The sequence below is a fragment of the Aquabacter sp. genome (assembly GCF_965279295.1).
Taxonomy (GTDB): Bacteria; Pseudomonadota; Alphaproteobacteria; order Rhizobiales; family Xanthobacteraceae; genus Aquabacter.
In genome coordinates, this window is the sequence record NZ_CBDIHQ010000007.1 from 91,881 (window position 1) to 113,671 (window position 21,791).

General features: G+C 68.5%; 17 protein-coding genes. 10 read left to right on the forward strand and 7 right to left on the reverse strand.

All coding sequences use genetic code 11. The features are described 5' to 3' along the window. The first annotated feature begins 39 nt into the window (after nucleotides 1-39). The 5 genes from ADADO0_RS02425 to ADADO0_RS02445 all read left to right on the forward strand — a co-directional run bounded on the left by ADADO0_RS02425 (nucleotide 40) and on the right by ADADO0_RS02445 (nucleotide 10,369). The gene (locus tag ADADO0_RS02425) at nucleotides 40-1,965 is read left to right on the forward strand and encodes an autotransporter assembly complex protein TamA (RefSeq protein WP_511303490.1); all 1,926 of its coding nucleotides are present in this window, start codon (nucleotides 40-42) and stop codon (nucleotides 1,963-1,965) included. After that, nucleotides 1,965-6,239: a translocation/assembly module TamB domain-containing protein gene (locus tag ADADO0_RS02430; RefSeq protein WP_511303491.1), complete on the forward strand. Its 4,275-nt coding sequence runs from the start codon at nucleotides 1,965-1,967 to the stop codon at nucleotides 6,237-6,239. Before ADADO0_RS02425 ends, ADADO0_RS02430 begins: the two co-directional genes overlap by 1 nt. A gap of 62 nt (nucleotides 6,240-6,301) precedes the next feature. Then, nucleotides 6,302-7,480, forward strand: a complete 1,179-nt coding sequence (locus ADADO0_RS02435) for an NAD(P)/FAD-dependent oxidoreductase (protein WP_511303492.1) — start codon at nucleotides 6,302-6,304, stop codon at nucleotides 7,478-7,480. A gap of 135 nt (nucleotides 7,481-7,615) precedes the next feature. Beyond that, nucleotides 7,616-9,322, forward strand: a complete 1,707-nt coding sequence (locus tag ADADO0_RS02440; protein ID WP_511303493.1) for a CocE/NonD family hydrolase — start codon at nucleotides 7,616-7,618, stop codon at nucleotides 9,320-9,322. 39 nt (nucleotides 9,323-9,361) lie between these two features. Beyond that, nucleotides 9,362-10,369 carry a Bug family tripartite tricarboxylate transporter substrate binding protein gene (locus ADADO0_RS02445; RefSeq protein WP_511303494.1) on the forward strand — a complete coding sequence of 336 codons (1,008 nt, stop codon included), beginning with the start codon at nucleotides 9,362-9,364 and terminating at the stop codon, nucleotides 10,367-10,369. Between the two features lie 391 nt (nucleotides 10,370-10,760). Here the strand turns inward: ADADO0_RS02445 and ADADO0_RS02450 are convergent, their stop codons facing one another. The 4 genes from ADADO0_RS02450 to dapF all read right to left on the reverse strand — a co-directional run bounded on the left by ADADO0_RS02450 (nucleotide 10,761) and on the right by dapF (nucleotide 15,720). Beyond that, a complete protein-coding gene (locus tag ADADO0_RS02450) occupies nucleotides 10,761-11,888 on the reverse strand; it encodes a zinc-dependent alcohol dehydrogenase family protein (RefSeq protein WP_511303495.1) in 1,128 nt (375 codons plus the stop codon). A 434-nt stretch (nucleotides 11,889-12,322) separates the two neighbouring features. Then, on the reverse strand, nucleotides 12,323-13,597 hold the full coding sequence (ftsY, locus tag ADADO0_RS02455) for a signal recognition particle-docking protein FtsY (protein ID WP_511303496.1): 1,275 nt from the start codon (nucleotides 13,595-13,597) through the stop codon (nucleotides 12,323-12,325). Nucleotides 13,598-13,600: 3 nt separating this feature from the next. Then, nucleotides 13,601-14,869, reverse strand: coding sequence for a tRNA (N(6)-L-threonylcarbamoyladenosine(37)-C(2))-methylthiotransferase MtaB (gene mtaB / locus ADADO0_RS02460; protein WP_511303497.1), 1,269 nt, complete (start codon nucleotides 14,867-14,869; stop codon nucleotides 13,601-13,603). Further along, nucleotides 14,866-15,720 carry a diaminopimelate epimerase gene (gene dapF / locus ADADO0_RS02465; protein WP_511303498.1) on the reverse strand — a complete coding sequence of 285 codons (855 nt, stop codon included), beginning with the start codon at nucleotides 15,718-15,720 and terminating at the stop codon, nucleotides 14,866-14,868. The genes mtaB and dapF overlap by 4 nt, the downstream gene beginning before the upstream one ends. A 199-nt stretch (nucleotides 15,721-15,919) precedes the next feature. Here dapF and ADADO0_RS02470 point away from each other — a divergent pair, with 199 nt between their 5' ends. The 4 genes from ADADO0_RS02470 to ADADO0_RS02485 all read left to right on the forward strand — a co-directional run bounded on the left by ADADO0_RS02470 (nucleotide 15,920) and on the right by ADADO0_RS02485 (nucleotide 18,375). Continuing rightward, nucleotides 15,920-16,588 carry a GyrI-like domain-containing protein gene (locus ADADO0_RS02470; RefSeq protein ID WP_511303499.1) on the forward strand — a complete coding sequence of 223 codons (669 nt, stop codon included), beginning with the start codon at nucleotides 15,920-15,922 and terminating at the stop codon, nucleotides 16,586-16,588. A 126-nt stretch (nucleotides 16,589-16,714) separates the two neighbouring features. After that, nucleotides 16,715-17,248, forward strand: a complete 534-nt coding sequence (gene thpR / locus ADADO0_RS02475) for an RNA 2',3'-cyclic phosphodiesterase (RefSeq protein WP_511303500.1) — start codon at nucleotides 16,715-16,717, stop codon at nucleotides 17,246-17,248. 19 nt (nucleotides 17,249-17,267) lie between these two features. Further along, nucleotides 17,268-18,041: a trans-aconitate 2-methyltransferase gene (tam, locus tag ADADO0_RS02480; protein ID WP_511303501.1), complete on the forward strand. Its 774-nt coding sequence runs from the start codon at nucleotides 17,268-17,270 to the stop codon at nucleotides 18,039-18,041. A 55-nt stretch (nucleotides 18,042-18,096) separates the two neighbouring features. Beyond that, complete coding sequence (locus ADADO0_RS02485) at nucleotides 18,097-18,375, forward strand: hypothetical protein (RefSeq protein ID WP_511303502.1); 279 nt, start codon at nucleotides 18,097-18,099, stop codon at nucleotides 18,373-18,375. Nucleotides 18,376-18,418: 43 nt separating this feature from the next. On the opposite strand, the gene ADADO0_RS02490 is transcribed toward ADADO0_RS02485, so the two are convergent. The 3 genes from ADADO0_RS02490 to ADADO0_RS02500 all read right to left on the reverse strand — a co-directional run bounded on the left by ADADO0_RS02490 (nucleotide 18,419) and on the right by ADADO0_RS02500 (nucleotide 21,124). Next, nucleotides 18,419-19,198, reverse strand: a complete 780-nt coding sequence (locus tag ADADO0_RS02490; RefSeq protein ID WP_511303503.1) for a MetQ/NlpA family ABC transporter substrate-binding protein — start codon at nucleotides 19,196-19,198, stop codon at nucleotides 18,419-18,421. A 137-nt stretch (nucleotides 19,199-19,335) separates the two neighbouring features. Beyond that, nucleotides 19,336-20,013 (reverse strand): methionine ABC transporter permease, encoded by a 678-nt coding sequence (locus tag ADADO0_RS02495; protein ID WP_511303504.1) that lies wholly within the window; start codon nucleotides 20,011-20,013, stop codon nucleotides 19,336-19,338. Further along, entirely contained in the window at nucleotides 20,006-21,124 is a 1,119-nt protein-coding gene (locus tag ADADO0_RS02500; protein WP_511303505.1) for a methionine ABC transporter ATP-binding protein, read from the reverse strand. Before ADADO0_RS02500 ends, ADADO0_RS02495 begins: the two co-directional genes overlap by 8 nt. 359 nt (nucleotides 21,125-21,483) lie before the next feature. On the opposite strand from ADADO0_RS02500, the gene ADADO0_RS02505 reads away from it, so the two are divergent. Next, on the forward strand, nucleotides 21,484-21,777 hold the full coding sequence (locus ADADO0_RS02505; RefSeq protein WP_511303506.1) for an ArsR/SmtB family transcription factor: 294 nt from the start codon (nucleotides 21,484-21,486) through the stop codon (nucleotides 21,775-21,777). Nucleotides 21,778-21,791 lie beyond the last annotated feature (14 nt).

Sequence of the window (21,791 nt, forward strand, 5' to 3'; positions counted from 1 at the left end):
CCCGCGTCGTACACCTCTTTTTTTCAGTTTCCGCCACCCTTGCGCCTCGTCTGCGGCGGGTTTCTCGCGCTGGTCGGCGCGCTCGCCGTGACACCGGCGCGGGCTGAAGATCCGACGTTTTTCGATCAGGCCATCGCCTGGCTCAATCCCAATGCCGCGAAATCCGAGGCCCCGGTGTCGGACGCGGTGCCCTATGCCGTGACCTTCGACGTCACCGGCGACAGCGCGGTCCGCTCGGCCATTTCGGACGCATCGAACCTCGAATCACTGAAGCGCTCCCCGCCCGCCGGCGCGGCCGGGCTGGTGCGCCGGGCGCTCGCCGACCAGGACCGGATCGTCGCCGCCCTCTATTCCGAGGGCTATTACGGCGGCAACCTCACCATCACCATCGCCGGCCGCCTGCCCAACGCACCCGATGTCTTCAACGCCGTGGAGGCCGCCCGCGCGGCAGGTCCCGTGCCCGTGGTGGTGCAGGTGAACTCGGGGCCGCGCTTCAATTTCGGCACCGTGCGCGTGGTCGATACCGCAGGGCGTCCCCTGGCCGACCCGCCGACGCCTCGGCAGATGCGCGTCGTCGCCGGCGAGCCGGCCCGGGCCAATCTGGCGATCGACGCGGAAAATGTCATCGTCAGCCGGCTGCGCGATGCCGGGCATCCGTTCGCCAAGGTGGTGTCGAAGGATGTGGTGGCGGACCACGCGACCAATACCCTCAACATCACGTTCCGCGTCGCGCCCGGCCCTATCGCCACCTTCGGCCCCTTCACCGTCAGCGGCACGCAGAGCCTGCCGCCCAATTTTGTCGCGGACCGGATCGACATCCGCCCCGGCGAGCCGTTCTCCCCGCAGCGCCTCACCGATCTGCGCAAGCGCCTCGCGGGATACGAGATCATCGGCTCGGTGCGCTTCGTTGAGGCCGAGCGGCTGAATGTGCTCGGCCAATTGCCCATCGAAGTGCAGATCAGCGAGCGCAAGGAACATTACGTCGGCTTCTCCGCACTCTATTCCAACACCGACGGCTCCACCGCCAACGCCTTCTGGGGCTCGCGCAACCTGTTCGGCGGCGGCGAGACCCTGCGGATCGACGGCGGCGCCACATGGTTCGCGGAAAAGCCCGACGCCGTGCCCAACGCCGACCCGTTCGGCTACAATCTCTCCGCCACTTTCATGAAGCCCGGCATCTTCACCGCAAATGAGGATCTGGTCGCGAAAGCCGCCGTGCTGCGGGAAGTGACCAACGCCTATGTCCGGGAGGCCGTGACCTTCCTCGGCGGCGTGCGCCACCGCTTCAACGATGATTTCAACATGCAGATCGGCGTCGACCTCGAGGCCTCCCAGGTGGAGACCTCCACCGGCACCGCCGATTATCCCATCGCCGGCGTGCCGATCGACGCCAATTTCGACAATACGGATTCCCTGCTGGACGCCTCGCGCGGCATCCGCGCCGCCGCGACCATCGAGCCGTTCGCCTATTTCGGCGGTGCCGGCGCGGGGCCGGTGCTGATGAAGGGCTCGATCTCGACCTATCACGCGTTCGACGAGGACAAGCGTTTCATCCTCGCCGGCAAGGTGTCCGCCGGCTCGATCCTCGGCGCCGAGATGACCGCCCCCCCGCCGCAACGGCTGTTCTATGTGGGCGGCGGCGGCACGCTGCGCGGCTATGACTATCAGTCCGCCAGCCCGCGTAACGCCCAGGGCATCATCGTCGGCGGCCTCAGCTATTTCACCGGTTCGGTGGAGGCGCGCATCCGCATCACCGATACCATCGGCATCGTGCCGTTCTTCGACATGGGCGCGGCCTTCGCCTCGCAATACCCGGACTTTTCCAACCTTCAGTATTCCTACGGCATCGGCCTGCGCTACTACACGGCGATCGGCCCGCTGCGGATCGACCTCGCCTTCCCGATGGACCCGGCGGTGGCGGGCACCGATTACGGCATCTATGTCAGCCTGGGGCAGTCCTTCTGATGCGAGCCCTGCGCCTCATTCTCTGGTCCTTCGCTGCGCTGGTCATCGGCGCGGCGGCGCTCGTGGTGGTGCTGTTCGGCAGCGCGCAGACCGGGTTCGGCCGCGACTATCTCGCGGTGCTGGCCAGCCGGCTCGCCTCTGGCGGCGGGCTGGACGTGAAGGTTTCGGGCCTCACCGGCTCCTTCCCCTGGCGCATCCGGGTCGCGCACATCGTCCTGGCCGATCCCAAGGGCACATTCGCGGAAATCGACGATCTCGCTTTGGCCTGGGCCCCGTTCGCGCTGCTGTCGGGCACGGTCTCGGTCTCCTCGCTCGAGGCCGCGCGGATCGGTATGTTGCGCGCACCCGAACTGCCGCCGTCCGAAACCCCATCCCAGTCCGGCGGCCTGCCGGCGGTGCGGGTGGTGGTGGACCGCCTCGCCGTGCCGCGCATCGACCTCGCCGCCCCGGTGCTGGGCAGCGCCGCCCAGTTCAGCTTCGAGGCGGCGCTCCGCCTGATGGAGCCGGCGCGCGGGATCTCCATGACATTCGACCTGGAGCGGCGCGACGCCGAGGGCACGCTCAACGGCACGGTGCGCTACGCCCCCGAGGGGCGGCAGCTCGATCTCGACCTCACCGCCCGCGAGCCGCAGGGCGGCGTCGCCGCGCGCCTCGCCGGGCTTGAGGGCCTGCCGGCGCTCGATGCCGGCATCAAGGGCTCGGGCACGCTGGACGACTGGAAGGGAACGCTGAAGGCCTCCGCCGGAACCCTCGCCCGTCTCGACGGCACGGCGGCGATCACCGCGTCCGCCGGCGCCCATGTGGTCACGCTCGCGCTCAATGGCGATGTGGCGCGGGCGATGCCGGCCAATATCGCGCCGCTGTTCGAGGGGCCAGCGAACCTGCGCGCGGAAGCGCGGATCGATCCCGCGTTCAACATCGACCTGCGCCGCTTCGTGCTGACCTCGGCTGGCCTGTCCGGAGAGATCAAGGGCACGCTGGATGCCGCCCGCCGGGCCGACCTCGCCTTCAGCGCACGCCTTGGCGATGCCGCGCGCTTTGCCGCCCTCGCGCCCGGCATCTCCTGGACCGCGCTTGCCCTCGACGGCACGCTGAAGGGGACGCAGGACGCCCCCCTCCTCGTCGCAAACATTCAGGCGACCGGGCTCTCCGGCGCGGGCTATGGCGCCCGCAGCCTGAAGGTGACGGCCGGCACGGTGCCGCAAGCCTCCGGCCTTCTGACTTTCAACGCCGATATGGTGGCGGACGGGCTTTCCGCCGCTGACCCCGCCGTAGCGCAGGCGCTCGGCACCGGCGGCACGCTGTCCGTGCGCGGGGACTGGAGCAAGACCACCCCGCCGACCCTGACCAGCGCCACCGCGCGCCTGCCTGCGGTGGAGGCGACCTTCGCCGGACGCGCCACCCAGGACGCCATCCGCGGCAAGATCGACCTGCCCCGCCTGGACCTTGCCGCCTTCGCCCCACTCGCCGGACGGCCGGTGCGCGGCATCCTCGCGCTGAATGCGGACGTGTCCCGCGACACCCGCCAGGGCGCGCTGGCGCTGGATATCAAGGGAAATTCCCAAGGCGTGGCGACCGGAGACCCCACTCTCGATGGGCTGATCGGCGGCACCGCCGCCTTCGCGGGCGGCATTTCCTATGCCCCGGACGGCGCGATCGCCGTGCGCGACCTCAAGGTGACGGCTCCCGGCGCCGGGATTTCCGTCAATGGCCGGATCGATGCCGCGACCGCCAACCTCACCGGCACCATCGCCCTGCCGGACCTGAAGCGGCTTGACCCCCGCCTGGAAGGCGCGGGACGCGGACAGGCAGTTTTCTCCGGCAAGCTCTCCGCCCTCGATGTCACCGGCCAGGTGGCGGTGGACCAGGGCGCCGCCATGGGGCGGCCGATCAAGGGCCTGACCCTCGACTTCACCGCCCGCGACCTCACCGGGCGCGTGGGCGGCACGGCCCGGCTCGCGGGGGAGGTGGGCGGCAAGCCGGCGCGCGGCGGGGCAAGCTTCGCCACCAATGCGGACGGCAGCCGCAGCCTTTCGGGGCTCGACCTCTCGGTGGGATCGGCGCGCCTCACGGGGGCGCTGACGGCGACCCCCGCCGGCCTGCTGACGGGCCGCCTCGCCTTCTCCGCGCAGGACCTGTCCGACGTGTCGGCACTGGCGCTCGACGAACTCGCCGGGCGCGCCGACGGCACGCTGGTGCTGGATATCCTCAACGGCGCACAACGCATCGCCGTCACCGGCACCTTCAACAATGTGGTGGCCGCAGGCCAGCGCGTGGCGACGGCCCGGTTCGACTTCGCCATCACCGACCCCCGCGTCTCCACCGCCCTGGTGGGCACGGTGGAAGCAACCGGCATCGCCGCAGGCAGCGTCACCGTGGACCGCATGCGCCTCGTGGCGGCACCGGCCAACGGCGGCACCGGCCTGACGCTGGATGCCGCCGCGCAGGGCGCCACCATCACCATGGCCGGTCGCGCGTCGAGCGGCGACGGGGCGCAGACCTTCCGGCTGGATACGCTGCGCGTCGTTCGCAACCAGGCGACGCTGGTCCTCGCTGCGCCCGCCACCTTCACCTATAGGGACGGCGCCGCCACCCTCGACCGCCTGGCGCTGAACGCGGGCGGCGGCACCATCGCGCTCCAGGGTCGCTTTGGCGACACGCTGGATGCGAGCCTGGATGCGCGCGGCGTCCCGCTCTCCTTCGCCGCGCTGGCGGACCCCGCGCTCAATCTTTCAGGCACGCTGGCGGCGACCGCCCGCGTCACCGGCAGCGCCACGGCGCCGACCGGGCGCTACGACATCACTGTTTCGCGCCTGACCGCCCCCGAGATCGCCCGCGCCGGCGCCGGCCCCTACGACATCAGGGCCAGCGGCACTCTGGACGGCGGCCGCGCCGGGGTGAATGCCACCATCTCCGGCCCCGCGCTCACCGGCGTCTCGATCAATGGTTCGGTGCCGATCTCCCAGGGCGGGCTGGACCTTGCCATGCGCGGGAGCATTTCGCTCGCCATCGCCAATGCGATGCTCGCGACCACCGGCGCACGGGCGTCCGGCACGGCGGCGCTCAATGTGACGCTGCGGGGCGAACTCGCCGCGCCGCGCGCCGGCGGCACGGTGCGCATTTCCGGCGGCCGCTACGAGGATGCGCCCAATGGCGTGACCATCGAGAAGATCGAGGCTGTGCTGACCGGCACCGACCGCTCCGTGACCCTCTCCTCGCTACGCGCATCGACGCCGAACGGCGGCACCCTCCAGGCGCAGGGCAATATGGCCCTCGACACTGCCGGCGGATTTCCCGGCCGCATCGAGGTGACACTCAACAACGCCGGCCTCGTGAACAGCGAACTGATACGCTTCGTCACCGATGGCCGCGTCACCGTGAGCGGCCCGTTCGCCACCCGGCCCACCGTCGGCGGGCGCATCGACGTGCGGGCGCTGGACGTGAACCTCCCCGACCGTTTGCCCGGCGGCAGCGCGGCACACCTCCAGGTGCGCCATGTCAACCTGCCGCCCGGCGCTGCCCCCGCGGCGCCCCGCCCGCCCCGCACGGGCGGCCCGCGTTCTGCCGGCGCCTTCATCGCCACCCTCGATCTGACGGTGGCCGCACCGAACCGCATCTTCGTGCGTGGCCTGGGCATGGAAGCGGAAATGGGCGGCACCCTGCAATTGCGCGGCACCAGCGCCGAGCCGGTCACCCAGGGCGCGTTCGAGATGCGGCGCGGGCGCCTCGACGTGCTGGGCCGTCGCCTGGACTTCACGCGCGGCCGCCTGACCTTCAACGGCTCCACCGATCCCGACCTCGACTTCATCGCCGAGAGCACGGCGGCGGACGTGACGGCGCGCATCATCATCACGGGGCGGGCCTCGCAACCGGAGATTTCCTTCTCCTCCTCGCCGGTGCTGCCGCAGGACGAGGTGGTGGCGCGCCTGCTGTTCGGCCGCGCCACCGGCCAGCTCTCCGCCGGGCAGGCGCTCCAGGTGGCGCAGGCGGTGGCGACGCTCTCCGGCACCGGGCAGGCGACGTTGGGCAATCTGCGCCGCTCGCTCGGGCTCGACCAGTTGAATGTCGGCGTGAATTCCGCCGGCACGGGGGGCGAAGTCGGCCTCGGCCGGCGCATCAACGACAAGATCTCGCTGGGCGTGCGGCAGGGCACCACCTCCGGCTCCACCCAGGCCACCATCGACATCGATCTCGGCAAGAACATCCGCCTCCAGGGCGCAACCGGGGCCGACGGCGGCACCTCGGTGGGCATCGGCGCGCAGTGGGATTATTGAGCCCTATGGGGCCTGCGCCGACATCGGCTTAAGATCGGCGCGCAGCAGTTCGGAGACGACGCGTGGTCGAGATTTATGATGTGGTGATCGTCGGCGGCGCGGTGATGGGCTCCTCCATCGCCTGCCATCTCGCCGCCGATCCGGATTTCTCCGGCAGCATCCTCGTGCTGGAGCAGGACCCGAGCTATCAGCAGTGCGCCTCGGCGCTCTCGGCCGCCTCGATCCGCCAGCAATATTCCTCGGCCATCAATGTGGAGATTTCGCTCTACGGCATCCAGTTCCTGCGGGAGATCGGCACCCGGCTGGAGGTGGCGGGCGAGCGGCCGGAGATCGGCCTCAAGGAGGGCGGATACCTGTTCCTGGCGACGCCGGAGCAGGAGGCCGACATGCGGGCGGCGAACGCGCTCCAGCGCGGGCTCGGCGCCGACATCGCCCTGCTTGACCCGGATGCGCTGGTGGCGCGCTTTCCCTGGCTCAGCACGCAGGACCTCGCGCTGGGCAGTTTCGGCCTGACCGGCGAGGGCTGGTTCGACGGCTATGGCCTGATGCAGGCGTTCCGCCGCAAGGCGCGCGCCGGGGGCGTCACCTATGCCGCCGCCCGCGCCGTGGGGGTGGACATGGCGGGCGGGCGGATTACCGCCGTGCGCCTGGCGGACGGCCGCACCATCGGCTGCGGCGCCGTGGTGAACGCGGCCGGCACCGGCGGCACGGATTTCGCGCGGGCGGCGGGCATCGACCTCCCGGTGCGGGCGCGCAAGCGGATGATCTTCACCTTCACCTGCGCCGATCCGGTCGCCGACTGCCCGCTGATGATCGACCCGAGCGGCGTCTATGTCCGCCCCGAGGGCGCGGGATTTCTGTGCGGCACCTCGCCGGCGCCAGAAGCGGACCCGGACTGCACGGATTTCGAGGTGGACCACACCCTGTTCGAGGATCACATCTGGCCGGTCCTCGCCACCCGCGTGCCGGCGTTCGAGCGCATCCGCACCGGGCGTGCCTGGGCCGGGCATTACGACCTGAACCTGTTCGACCACAATGCGATCCTCGGTCCTGCCCCGCAGGTGCCCAATCTTCACCTGTGCAACGGTTTTTCCGGCCACGGGCTGCAACAATCCCCCGCCGTGGGGCGCGGCCTCGCGGAACTGATCGTCCACGGCCGCTACCGGACCATCGATCTTTCCGCGCTCGGCTACACGCGCCTGCTGGGCGATGCGCCGCTGACGGAAGCCAAAGTCGTTTGATGTCTTCCCCTGTCCGGACCTAAACGCCGGCCGAAGAAACCAGGGGCGTGACATCCGCACGCTTGAAAAATCGATTTTCACGCGTTATCCCTGCGGCCAATCACACGCGCTCGCACGCACCCAGGGAGAAGGCGCATGACCACGGAAAGCCCAAGCACGGGCGTCGCCCCGGACGGACTGGTGTTCGAGAAGGACGTCGCCGTCCCGGTGTCCGACGGATTGGTGCTGCGCGCCAATGTGTTCCGCCCAAAGGCGGAAGGCCGCTATCCCGTGGTCATGGCAATGGGCATCTACGGCAAGGACGCGCATTTCGGCGATGCATTCAAGAGCCAGTGGGACAACCTGCTGCGGGTCTATCCCGACCTCTGCGCCAATGGCTCCACCGGCCAGTATCTCAGGTGGGAGGTGGTCGACCCCGAGCGGTGGGTGCCGGACGGCTTTGTGGTGGTGAATATCGATTCTCGCGGCAGCGGAAAGTCGCCGGGCTATCTCGACCCGTTCTCGACCCGCGAGACCACCGATTATTACGACGCCATCGAATGGGCGGCGGCCCAGCCCTGGTCCAACGGCAAGGTCGGCCTGATCGGCATCTCCTATTTCGCCATCAAGCAGTGGCAGGTGGCAGCCCTCCAGCCGCCGCATCTCGCCGCCATCGTGCCGTGGGAAGGCGCCAATGATTTCTATCGCGACTGGAGCCATCACGGCGGCATCTTCTCCGCCGGCTTCCCGACCGCATGGTGGCCGCGCCAGGCGCTGGTGAACCAGCACGGCAGCGGCGACAGCACCTATCGCGACCGCGACACTGGCGAGCGCACCACAGGGCCGGCGCTCAGCAAAGAGGTTCTCGCCGGCAGCCGCACCAATCACCCCGCCGACCTGCTGGCGCATCCGCTCGACGATGCCTGGCACAAGGAGCGCACCGCCGACCTCTCCCGCATCAATGTGCCGGTGCTGTCCGCCGGCAATTGGGGCGGGCCGGGCATCCATCTGCGCGGCAATATCAACGGGTTCCTCGGGGTCGCGTCGCAGAGCAAATGGCTCTCCATGCATATCGGCACCCATTACGACAGCTTCTACCTGCCGCCCTATGTGGCCATGCAGAAGCGGTTCCTCGCACACGTCCTGAAGGGCGAGGACAATGGCTGGGACAAGACCCCGCCGATCCGCCTGGAAGTGCGCCGGCCGGACGGCGCCGATGAACGCTTCGAGCAGGAATGGCCGCTCGCCCGCACCCGCTGGACGCCGTTTCACCTCGATGCCGCCAACCTCTCCTTCGGCACGGCTACTCCGGCCGCTGCCGCCAGCACGTCGTTCGAGGCGCTGGGCGCAGGCGTCGACTTCTCCACCGCGCCGTTCGAGACGCAGACCGAGTTTACCGGCCCGCTCGCTGCCCGGCTGTTCGTCTCCTCCACCACCGGGGATGCCGACCTGTTCGTCACGCTGCGCCTGTTCGATCTTGAGGACCAGGAGGTGCGCTACACCGGGGCTCACGAGCCGGTGCCGGTGGCACGCGGCTGGCAGCGCGCCTCGCACCGCAAGACCGACCCGGCGCTCTCGACGCCCTATCGCCCCTGGCACACCCACGACGAGGTGCAGCCTCTGGTGCCGGGCGAAATCTATCCCGTCGACGTGGAGATCTGGCCGACCAGCGTGGTCGTGCCCGCCGGCTACCGGCTGGTGCTGACCGTCCAGGGCCGCGACTTCGAGTATCCGGGCCTGCCGGGCCGTATCCTGCATGACAGCGCGACGGATCGTCCCGCCGATGTCTTCGGCGGCGTCACCACGCTCTACACCGGGGGCGCATACGACGCCCAGCTTCTGCTTCCCGAAATCCCCGGCTGAACATCAGTGTCCGTGCACGACGCGGGCGAGGAGACCGAAATGCCCAACGCCAAAACACCCCATCAGCCGATCGACCTGCGGCTCGGCCGCCGCGCCCTGCTGCGCGGTGCTCTTGCCGCCGGGGTTGCCGGCGCCCTGCCCCGCGCCGCCTTCGCGGCGGACTTCCCCACCAAGCCGATCCGCTTGGTGTGCCCGTTCGCACCCGGCGTTTCCACGGACGTGCTGGCGCGCGCCTTCGCCAAACACATGTCGATGGATCTCGGCCAGCCGGTGGTGGTGGAAAACCGTCCCGGCGCGAACGGCGTGCTCGCCTCGACGCTGGTCGCCCGCACCCCGGCGGACGGTTACACGCTGCTGTTCACCACCGGCTCGCATATCGCCAATGCGGCGATGGCGACCACCCTCCAGTACAAGCCGGTGGACGATTTCACCGCCCTGTTCCTGGCGGCCCAGTCCTACGGGCTGGCCCTGGTCGCGACCAAGTATGATTCGGTCGAGGCCATCGTCGCGGCGGCGAAGAAGGAGCCGGGCAAGCTGACCTATGCCACCTCGGGCGTCGGCAATGTCACCCATGTGGCCGGCGCGGTGTTCGAGAAGCTCGCGGGCGTCGACCTGATCGACGTGCCCTACAACTCGCCGACCCTCGCCACCGACGTCATGGGCGGGCAGGTGGACATGACGTTCATCTCCACCGTCACCGCCGTCCCGCTGATGAAGACCGGCAAAGTGAAGGTGCTCGCCACCACCGGCACCATGCGCCCGCCGACGCTGCCCGACGTGCCGACCTTCCAGCAGCTCGGCTACAAGGATTTCGACATCACCGGCTATTTCGGCATGCTGGCCCCGGCCAACCTGCCACCGGATATCACCAACATCCTCTACCGCGCCCTGAAGAAGGCGGGGGAAACCAAGGAAGTGCGGGATCTGCTGACGGAATCGAGCCTTTATCCCTCCGATCTCGACCCCAAGGGCTTCGACGCCTTCCTGCGCAAGGACCTCGCCTTCCAGACCGCCCTGATGAAGGACCTCGGCATTCAGATGCAGTGAGGGTCCGGGGGGCTTTAGTGAGGTGGAGTGCTTCCATCTCCCCCTTACGCTATTCCCTCTCCCGCTTGCGGGGGAGGGCTAGGGAGGGGGAATTGCTGAGACATGGGTTGGGTGCGGAGCTTCTTCTGAAGCCCCGGCCCCCTCCCCAACCCTCCCCCGCAAGCGGGAGAGGGGGCGCGGCGGTGGCTCACATGCGTCTAGTAAAGCCCTGTGGTTGGTGCGCTTTCACCTCTCCCCGAGGGGGAGAGGTCGGCTGCGAAGCGGACGGGTGAGGGGGCTCCTGACGCGCAGAACGGATAGGTTTGCCCCCCTCACCCCAACCCTCTCCCCCGCGGGGAGAGGGGGTAAGACGCCGCTGCTGGAATACTGGGCAGAGGCCAAGCCACCACCCTCAGAACGTAATAACGTGCCGCACCACCTCGCCCCGGTCGAGCCGGTCGAAGGCGGCGTTGATGTCTTCCAGGGGGCCGGTGCTGGACAAGAGGCGCTGCACCGGCAGCTTGCCGCGCTGGTAGAGAGCCATGAAGCGCGGGATGTCGCGCTGGGGCACGCAGCCGCCCTGGTAGCTGCCCTTGATGATCCGCTCGTCGGCGACGATATGGACCGGCGAAAGGGAGATGCGGGCCTTGGGATTGGCGAGGCCGGCGGACGCCGTCGTGCCGCCGCGCTTGGTGATGGCATAGGCCAATTCGAACGCCGGCGCCGACCCTGCCATTTCCAGCGCATGGTCCACCCCGCCGCCGGTGGCGGCGCGGATCGCGTCCGCCACCTCGGGATCGCCGGCGAGGAACCCGTCCGTTGCGCCCATGCTGATCGCCAGATCGAGCTTGGCCTGTGACAGGTCCACGGCGATGATCCGCGCGGCTCCCGATGCCACCGCGCCGAGCACGGCGGAAAGTCCGACCCCGCCGAGGCCCACCACCGCGACGCTCTGGCCAGGCCGCACCTGACAGGTGTTCACCACCGCGCCCACGCCGGTCATCACGGCGCAGCCGAACAGCGCCGCCTCCACCAGCGGGATGTCCTTGGAGATTTTCACGATCGAGCGCCGCGAGATCACGGCATATTCCGCGAATCCGGACACGCCGCAATGGTGATAGGTGTCCGTGCCATCGTCGCAGCGCAGGCGCAGGGCGCCGGAGATCAACGTCCCCGCCCCGTTCGCCGCCTGCCCCGGCCCGCAAAGCTGCGCCCGCCCTTCCAGGCACGGCAGGCAGTGGCCGCAATTGGGAATGAAGCTCATCACCACATGATCGCCGGGCGCGAGGTCGTGGACACCCGGACCCGGCTCGACCACCACCGCGGAGGCCTCATGCCCCAGCACCATGGGGTTCTGGCGCGGCCGGTCGCCATTGATGACGGAGAGGTCGGAATGGCAGAGGCCGGCGGCGGCGATCTTCACCAGAACCTCGTCGCGGCCGGGCGGGTCGAGGTCGACGGTCTCGATGGTCAGGGGCCGGGTCTGCGCATAGGGGCGCGCAACAGGCGATGACCGCAGAACGGCGGCACGCATACGCATTCTCTTCCTCCCGAATTCTTCTTCTGACGGAAGGATGGAACGGCGGCCGGAAAAAGAGAAGGTGGTGTTAAATGATCAACAGGCAGGCGGGTACGAAACAGCCGGGAATGAGCAGCCTGTAGCAGTTGAGTGCGGCAGCTGGCGCCGGCCCGCGGACGCAACCGCTGGCTCCAGGGATGCCGCGAACTTCGCCTGTCGATCCTGAGCACCCTTAGATCCGTCATGGCCGGGCTTGTCCCGGCCATCCACGCGGCTCCGCCGGGATTGAGCTTAAGGGCGAGGCGTGGATGCCCGGGACGAGCCCGGGCATGACGGCCAGAGAGAGCGCGAGCGACTTTCTATGCCGGCCCAAAAGCCCTATCCCGCTTGCGGGGGAGGATTGGGAGGGGGGCTCTCTCGGGAGGGGAAAACCAACCGGAAAAATCCGGCGCCTGTCAGTCCAGCCCGGCGATGGCGCGGGCGAAATCTCGGGCGGCGAAGGGCTGGAGGTCGTCGGCTGCTTCGCCGACGCCGATGAGGTGCACCGGCAAGGTGTGCTTCTCGGCGATGGCGACCAGGATGCCGCCGCGCGCCGTGCCGTCGAGCTTGGTCATCACCAGCCCGGTCACACCGGCGACTTTCTTGAACACCTCGACCTGGGACAGCGCGTTCTGGCCCACCGTGGCGTCCAGCACCAGCAGCACCGCATGGGGCGCGCCCGGCTGGAGCTTGCGGACCACGCGCACCACTTTTTCCAGCTCCGCCATCAGTTCGGTGCGGTTCTGCAAACGGCCGGCAGTATCGATGAGCAGCACATCCGCCCCTGCCGCCCGCGCCTCGGTGATGGCGTCATGGGCAACGCCGGCCGCGTCCGCCCCCGGCGCGCGGGAGATCACGGCGGCGCCGGTGCGCTCGCCCCAGACCTTCAACTGCTCGATGGCGGCGGCGCGGAACGTGTCGCCGGCGGCCAGCATCACCTTCAGCCCCTCGGCGCGCCATTGCGAGGCCAGCTTGCCGATGGTCGTGGTCTTGCCGGAACCGTTCACACCCACCATCAGCAGGATGAACGGCTTTTGCGAGCGGTCGATCACCAGGGGATGAGCGACGGGTTTGAGAATGGTCTCCACCTCGGCCGCGATCAGGCTTTTCACCTCCTCGGGCGCGATCATCTTGTCGTGCCGGCCCTTGCCGACCCGCTCGACGATGCGCGCGGCCACCGCCGTGCCGAGATCGGCGCGGATCAGGATGTCCTCCAGATCCTCCAGCGTCTGGGCATCCAGCTTGCGCTTGGTGACGAGGTCGGTGATGCCCTGGGTGAGGCTTGAGGCCGTGCGCGAAAGGCCGCTGGTAAGCCGGCTCCAGAAGCTGCGCTTTTCGGGGGCGGGCGCCGGTTCAGCCGGCGCGATCTGCGCGTCATACTTGGCCGGCAGGACGACGGGCTCAAGCTCCGCAGGCGGCGCGTCTTCCATCGGCACATCGAGCACGGCGGCGGGCTCCGCTTCGTCCGGCACGTCGGGCGGTGCGGTTGAAACCTCCACCTCCGCGACGGCAGGCGCCGCGTCCTCGGGCACATCGACGGCCGGCGGGACAGGCGCCGGCTCGGGCGTATCGAGAGAGGTCTCCTGCGCAGCTTCTTGGGTCACACCTTCGGCGGGCCTCGGCTCGTCGGCGCCCCAATTCGTCAGGCGGCGCCAGAAGCCTTTTTTCTCGGGGGGGGGCGTATCTGTCATGGGTCAGGCCGCGATCAGCCGCGCGCCGTCGTGGCCGGCGATGCGCAGGTCGAGAATGGTGCCCTGCGCGGCTGTCCGGGAGAGACGCACAGGCGTGAAATGCTCGGTGTGGCCGGTGCCGTCCGCCTCCACCAGGATCGAACGCCGCGCGCCCACGGCAGTGCTGAGATGGCGGCGCAGCGCTGCCGCGCCCTTCTCGCGCAGGCGGCGGGCCCGGTCCTTGACCACGGCGTGCGGCACCTGGGGCATGCGGGCGGCCGGGGTGCCGGCGCGCGGGGAAAACGGGAAAACGTGCAGGAAACTCAGGCCGCAGGCATCCACCATGTCGAGGCTGCTCCGGAACATGGCCTCGCTCTCGGTGGGAAAGCCGGCGATCAGGTCCGCGCCGAAGACGAGATCCGGCCGCAGCCGCCGCATCTCGCCGACCAGGGCGATGGCCTGCGCGCGAGAATGGCGGCGCTTCATGCGCTTCAGGATCATGTCGTCGCCCGACTGGAGCGAGAGATGCAGATGCGGCATCAGCCGCTCCTCCTCCGCGAGCGCCCGCATCAGATCGGCATCCGCCTCCACGCTGTCGATGGAGGAGAGGCGCAGGCGCTTCAGCTCCGGCACGAGGCGCAGGATGGTGCGCACCAACCGGCCGAGGGTCGGCGCGCCGGGTAGGCCCTCGCCGTAGGAGGTGATGTCCACGCCGGTCAGCACCACTTCGCCCTGCCCCGCCTCGACCAGCGCGCGCACCTGCGCCACCACCTCGCCCATGGGCACGGAACGGGAATTTCCCCGGCCATAGGGGATGATGCAGAAGGTGCAGCGATGGTCGCAGCCGGTCTGCACCTGCACGAAGGCGCGGGTGCGCCCGTCCAGCGCGTGGGCCATGTGCGGGGCGGTCTCGCGCACCGCCATGATGTCGTCCACCACGACTTTTTCTTCACCGGCGAGGCCGAAATCCAGCGCGGCGCGGGCCGCCTGCCAGGTGGCGGGCGCACCCTTGGCGGAATTGCCCACCACGCGGTCCACCTCGGCCATGCCGGCGAAGGTCTGTGGCTCGGTCTGGGCGGCGCAGCCGGTGACGACGATGCGCATATCGGGCCGCTCGCGCTTCAGCCGGCGGATGGTCTGACGCGCCTTGCTCACCGACTCGGACGTGACGGCGCAGGAATTGACGATGATGGTGCGCTCCAGCCCCGCGGCGATGGCGGCGGCGCGCATCTGCTCGGATTCCAGCGTGTTGAGCCGGCAGCCGAACGTGACCATCTCCACCGGCGCGTTCATGCCTTTTCGCTCAGCATGGCGGGGGTGAGAACGCCGGCAAATTCGTGCGCCACGGGGCCGGTCATCAGCACATGGCCGTCGCTCTCGCGCCAGTCGATCAGCAGGTCGCCGCCGGGCAGCGTCACGCGCGACATCCGCCCGGCGCGACCGGTGCGGGCGGCGGCGACCGCCGTGGCGCAGCCGGCCGTGCCGCAGGCGCGGGTGCGGCCGGCGCCGCGCTCCCACACATGCAGCAGGATATGGTCGCGGGAGAGCATCTGCGCGAACGAGATGTTGGCCCGGTCGGGAAACAGTGGGTCGTGCTCCAGCGCGGCGCCCACCCCTTCGACATCGACAGCGTCGGCATCCGGCACGAAGAACACCGCATGGGGATTGCCCATGCTGACGAAGCTCGCGGGGCCGAGCATCTCATAGCCGGCGATGTCGTGGGCGGTGGTGTCCAGTTCGCGGGCGAGCGGGATATCGCGACAGCCGAAACGGGGCGCGCCCATGTCCACGGTGACAGTACCATCCGCCTGCACCACACAATCCAGCAGGCCGGCGGCGCTCTCGAACAGGAGATGGCGGTTGCCGGTCAGCTCGGCCTCGAGGGCGGCGATGCAGCGGGTGCCGTTGCCGCAGGCCCCCGCTTCCGAGCCATCGGAATTGAGAATCCGCACGAAGGCGGAGGTGTCCGGCCGCCGGGGGGGATAGAGCACCATCGCCTGATCGAACGGCAGCACGCCGGGCCGCGCCAAAGCGCGCGCGGCCTCAGCCGTCACCTCCACCGGGTCGGCGCGCAGGTCCAGCACGAGAATCTCGTTGCCGAGCCCGTTCATCTTCACAAATCGGCGGTCCGCAAGGCTGGCCATGGCGGCAGGTCATCGCGCAGGGGTTGACGCGGCGTCCTCAAGGGGCGCGAGCGTTCGGGCTTCACCGCCCCCTGTGGGAAGCGGCTTTCGTGCCTTATATGGCGGGCAGAGGGTCGCACGCCACCCCCCTTGGCGCTCGATACCCGATGGGCCAGAACATGCTAAATAGGGCTTGGGGCCTGCGGCGAAAGACGGCGACATGACGTTCGGTGATCTGGTACGCGGCATTTGCGCGTCGGCGATTGTGCTCTGGTCGGCCCAGGGGGTGGCGCAGAATGCCCCCGCCGCTGCCCCTCCCCTGAGCCCGCCGACCATGGTCGACCCCGGCCCGACGCAGACCGCGCCGGTTCAGCCTGTTCCGCCCGACCCGGCGGACGCGGCGCCCGCCACGCCGCAGCATCCCGACGCCATTTCGGGCGAACAGGTGGTGCTCAACCCCATGCCGGTGCTGACGAAATCCGGCAGCGCCAGTTGGTCGGACGGGTTCGACGCCATCGTCGCGGCGCTCAAAGCCATCACCGCGGAATTGGACCGCATGGGGCTCCAGCGGGCGGGCGATGTCATGGTCGCCTATAATTCCAGTGACGATGCCGGCTTTGAATTCGAGGCGCAGATCCCGTTCTCAGGCGCCACCACGGAGAAGCCGCAGGGCGGGGTTGCGCTCGGCGCCTCCTACAGCGGGCGGGCGCTGAAGTTCGTCCACAAGGGCTCGTTCGCCGACATGGACAACACCTATGAGGCGGTGGCCAATTATCTCGACGCGCGCAACATCGAGGCGCAGGATCTCTATGTCGAACGCTACAAGACGGACCCGGTGACGACCCCGCCGGAGGCACTGGAAGTGGAGATCTACGTACCGTTGCGCTGAGGATGCCCGCGCCCGCTTCCCAGCGCGGCGCGAATCCTTTTCACTAGCACCAGCCCTGGACGCGGGCCGGCCTGGGTCCCGATCCTGGATCCGAACTCGGCCTGCCGGCTTAAGATGGAGGCGCCCGTGCCGCGGCTCTTCACAGCCATCGAAATTCCGAGCCAGATCGGCTCCGACCTCTCAATGCTGCGGGGCGGGCTGACCGGCGCACGCTGGATCGACCCGGAAAACTACCACATCACCCTGCGCTTCGTCGGCGACGTGGACGACGTGCTGGCGCGCGAGGTCATGTACGGGCTGGGACAGGTGCGCAGGCGGGCATTCGAGCTTTCGCTGGGCGGGCTTGACCAGTTCGGCGGGCACAAGCCGCGCTCGGTGTTCGCGGCAGTGCGAAGCAATCCCGCGCTGATGGAGCTTCAAGCCGAGCAGGAACGCATCATGCAGCGCCTCGGCTTCTCCCCGGATCGCTCCTACAAGCCGCACGTCACGCTTGCCCGGCTGCGCGATGCCTCAAGCTGGCAGGTGGCGGATTATCTCGCGACGCGCGGCTATTTCCGCAGTCCCACCTTCGTCGTGCCCCGCTTCGTGCTGTTTTCCTCGCGCGATTCCGTGGGCGGGGGTCCCTATCTGGTAGAAGCGGCCTATCCGCTCTCCTCATAAATAAGAACACGGTGGACCCATGGCCGAGGATTGGAACGCAGCCCAGTATCTGAAGTTCGAGGACGAGCGCACCCGCCCCTCGCGCGATCTGCTGGCGCAAGTGCCGCTCGCCAGCGTGGATTTTGCCGTCGACCTCGGCTGCGGGCCGGGAAACTCCACCGAACTGGTGGCGGAACGCTTTCCTGATGCTGAAACCATCGGCATCGATACCTCCCCCGACATGCTGGCGACCGCGCGCAAGCGCCTGCCCCGCCTGCGCTTCGAGTTGGGCGACGCCACCAGCTTCACCCTGGAGCGACCGGCGGACCTGATCTTCGCCAATGCCGTGCTGCAATGGGTGCCCGATCACGAGACCCTGTTCCCACGGCTGATGTCGCTGCTCGCTCCCGGCGGCGTGCTCGCGGTGCAGGTGCCCGACAATCTCGACCAGCCCTCCCACGCCTTCATGCGCGACACGGCGCTGGACGGGCCGTGGGCCGGCAAGCTCACCGAGGCCACCGGCACGCGCCCGACGCTGCCCTCGGTGGAGGCCTATTATGACCTGCTGAAGCCCCATGCGGCGCGGGTGGATATCTGGCACACCATTTATCAGCACCCGCTCGCGGGGGTGCCCGCCATCGTCGAGTGGCTGAAAAGCACGGGCCTGCGCCCGTTCCTCGACCCGCTGGATGCCCAGGAGCGGGCGGATTTCATCGCCGCCTATCAGGCCAGGCTCGCGACCCGCTACAAGCCACGCACGGACGGCAAGGTGCTGCTCGCCTTCCCGCGCCTGTTCATCGTCGCCCGGCGCTGAACAATCGTCGCGCCAAGGGATTTGGCCGGCCAATCAGAAAACAGAAGGATCGGCCATGACCGACAGCCAAGACCACACGCCCGCGCCGCACGCCGAGATCCTGATTTCGCTTGGTTCTGATGCCGCCGTGGTGCTGCTGGACCTGCTCGGCCGCATGGACGACCCGGAACTGGACTCGATCGCGCAGACGCTGGAGCATCCGGCGGAACGCGCCTCGCTCTGGACGCTGCGCGCCGCGCTCGAAGTCGCCGTGGGCGAACGCCTCAGTGAGAATTACGACACCGTGCTAGACGAGGCGCGCGCCACCCTGGTCGCGCGCCTCGAAGGCAAGTGAGTCAGAGGCAAGTTATGGGGAGGCAAGTGAGCCGAAAAGCGGCTCACCAGCTCGGCAGAACCGAGCCCTTGAAGGTGGTGTCGATGAACGCCTTCACCTCCGGGGACTGATAGCTCTCCACCAGGGTCTTCACCCAGGGCTTGTCCTTGTCCTGCACGCGCACGGCGATGACGTTGACGTAAGGCCCCTTGGGGTCTTCGCGCAGGATCGGGTCCTTCACCGGGTCGAGCCCGGCTTCCTTGGCATAATTGGTGTTGATGCCGGCGGCGGCGACGTCGGGCAGCGACCGGGGAAGCTGGGCGGCGTCGATCTCGACGATCTTCAGCTTCTTCGGGTTGTCGGTGATGTCGGCGACCGACGGCTTGAAGCCGACGCCGTCGCGCAGCTTGATGTAGCCCTTGTCCTTCAGCAGCAGCAGCACACGCCCGCCATTGGTGGGATCATTGGGGATCGCCACGGTGGAGCCGGCGGGCAGGTCGTCGACGCTTTTGAACTTCTTGGAATAGATGCCGATCGGGAAGTTCACCGTGGTCCCCACCGAGACGATCTTGTAGCCGCGATCGGCCACCTGATTGTCGAGATAGGGCTGGTGCTGGAAGGAGTTCGCCTGAAGCTCGCCGGCCTCAAGTGCGGTGTTTGGCACGACATAATCGGAGAATTCGACGATCTGGATGTCGAGGCCCTTCTTGGCCGCGATCGGCTTCACAGCCTCCAGGATTTGCGCATGCGGACCGGGGGTGACGCCAATCTTGATGGTCTCGGCGGACGCGCCCGTAGCGAGCAGCGCGATGGCGGCTCCCGCAAGAAGAGTACGAAAGGTCATGGGAAGTCTCCTTGAAGTTTGAGCCCTCTCCCGCTTGCGGGGGGGAGGGTTGGGAGGGGAAAATTGTTGGGAAGGCAGCACGTCGCCCCCTCCCCGCCCTCCTCCGCAATCGGGAAGGGGTTTAATGGTCGATGGGCTCAGCCCTGCCGGTTGCGCTTGTCGAGGCGGCGGGCCAGCAGGTCGCCAGCGCTCTGCACCGCCTGGACCAGCAGGATCAGCACCACCACCACGGCGGCCATCACCTCGGGCATGAACCGCTGATAGCCGAAGCGGATGCCAAGATCCCCAAGGCCGCCGCCGCCCACCGCGCCGACCATGGCGGAGTAGCCGATGAGGCTGACCACCGCGAGGGTCAGGGCCAGCGTGATCGCGGGAAGCGCCTCCGGCAGCAGCACCTTGGCGACGATCTGGAGCGGGCTCGCACCCATGGCGCGCGCCGCCTCCACCAATCCTTGGTCCACCTCCCGGATCGCCGCCTCGATGAGACGGGCGATGAAGGGCGCGGCCGCCACGGTGAGCGGCACGATGGCCGCTTCGGTGCCGATGGAGGTGCCCGCGATCAGCCGCGTGAAAGGGATGATCGCCACCACCAGGATGATGAAGGGGGTGGAGCGCGCGGCGTTCACCACAAGGCCGAGCGCATGGTTGAGCCAGGGCGCGGCGAACAATTCGCCGGAGCGGCTGGTGGCCAGGAACACGCCGAGCGGCAGGCCGATGGCGGTGCCGATCAGGCCGGCGACGGCCACCATGTAGAGCGTCTGCTGAGTGGCGTTGATCAGCAGGTCGACCATGGACGGGGTGAGAAAATTAAACATGGCCGAGCACCTCCGCGCTGAGGCCGAGGGTTTCCACCGCGTTCAGCACGCCGGCCACGGTGACGCTGTCGTTCGGTATTCCGACCACGATGACGCCGAACGGCTCGCCGGCGATTTCGTCCACCTGGGCCTGGATGATGTTCACATCCACCCCGAGCAGGCGGGAAATGCGCGAGAGAACCGGATCGGTCGCATGGTCGCCGGTGAACACGATGCGCACCAGCGCCTGCCCGCCGGGCGCCGACCCTTGCTTCAGCCGCGCCGCCACATAGGGCGGCAGGCCGGAGCCGGTGATGGCGGAAATGAAGGAGCGTGTGGTGGCATGGCGCGGCCGGGAGAACAGCTCGAAGGTCGAGCCCTCCTCGACGATCCGCCCGCCATCCAGCACCGCCACGCGATCCGCAACCGCCTTGATGACCGCCATCTCGTGGGTGATGAGCAGCACGGTGAGGTTCAGTTCGGCATTCACCTTGCGCAGCAGGGCGAGGATCTGATTGGTGGTTTCAGGATCCAGCGCCGATGTCGCCTCGTCCGAAAGCAGGACGCGAGGGCGGGTCGCGAGGGCGCGGGCGATGCCGACCCGCTGCTTCTGCCCGCCGGAGAGTTCTGCGGGATAGCGATCACGCTTGTCGGCGAGGCCCACGAGATCCAGCAGCGGCTCGACCCGCGCCTTGACCTCGCGGCCGGAGACGCCGGCAATCTCAAGCGGCAGCGCCACATTCTCGAACGCGGTGCGGCGCGCCAACAGGTTGAAGTGCTGGAAAATCATGCCGATGGAGCGGCGCGCCTCGCGCAGGCCGGGCTCGGACAAAGCGGTGATGTCGGTGCCGTCGACGGTGATGCGGCCGGATGTGGCGCGCTCCAGCCCGTTGACCAGGCGGATCAGGGTGGACTTGCCGGCCCCCGAGCGGCCGATGACGCCGAGGATGGCGCCTTCCGGCACGGCAAGATCCACGTCCTCCAGCGCCGCCACCTCGGGCGTGCCACGGCGGGCCTGGAAGGTCTTGCCCACATGCTCGAAGCGGATGATGGGGTCTGTCAAAGCTGCACCTCTGCCGGCGCCGATGGGCGTCGCGGACGTGAGGATAGGGAAATGGGCGTTCACGTTCATCTCCGGCTTTCGTCGATGACGCTGGCCCGGCGCGAGAGGCAGGGCGGTGTCAGATCGAGGCCGTGGGGGTACGGGAAAGGCAAAAGGCGCGGCGTCAGGCGGCCGCAATCACATTCGCATACACAAGCAGCACGTCATGGCCGCACCCGTCTCTCGGAGAAATTCCGTTGAGCGGAATATTGTTCGTTTTGCCGAACGCGTCAAGAGGTGACGCGCGGGTCAGCTCTGCGCCAAACGTAGGGGGGACACGACACCGGGCCACATTGTTAAAGGCCGGCACCATCCTAATATGGAGGGCATCATCCTCCAGCGTAATGTGCGCTCTCCACGCGATCTTCCTCGCGGCATTGTTCAAAACCATGGCTGAAGCCAAGAAAATCCAGCTCACCGACCAGCAGTTCGCGCGGATCGCCCGCGCCCTGGCGGAGCCGCGCCGCTACCAGATGCTGAAGGAGATCGGCTGCACCGGTGAATCCATGCCGTGCAGCGCCCTGGTCTCCGCGCACCGGGTCAGCGCCGCCACCATCTCCCATCATGTGAAAGAGCTTGAAGGCGCTGGGCTCATTGAGATCGTCCGCGAAGGCAAGTTCGCGAATCTGGTGATCCAGCGCGACGTGCTGAACGCCTATCTGGAACGCCTCTCCCAGATCTGAAACCTCCCGGCACG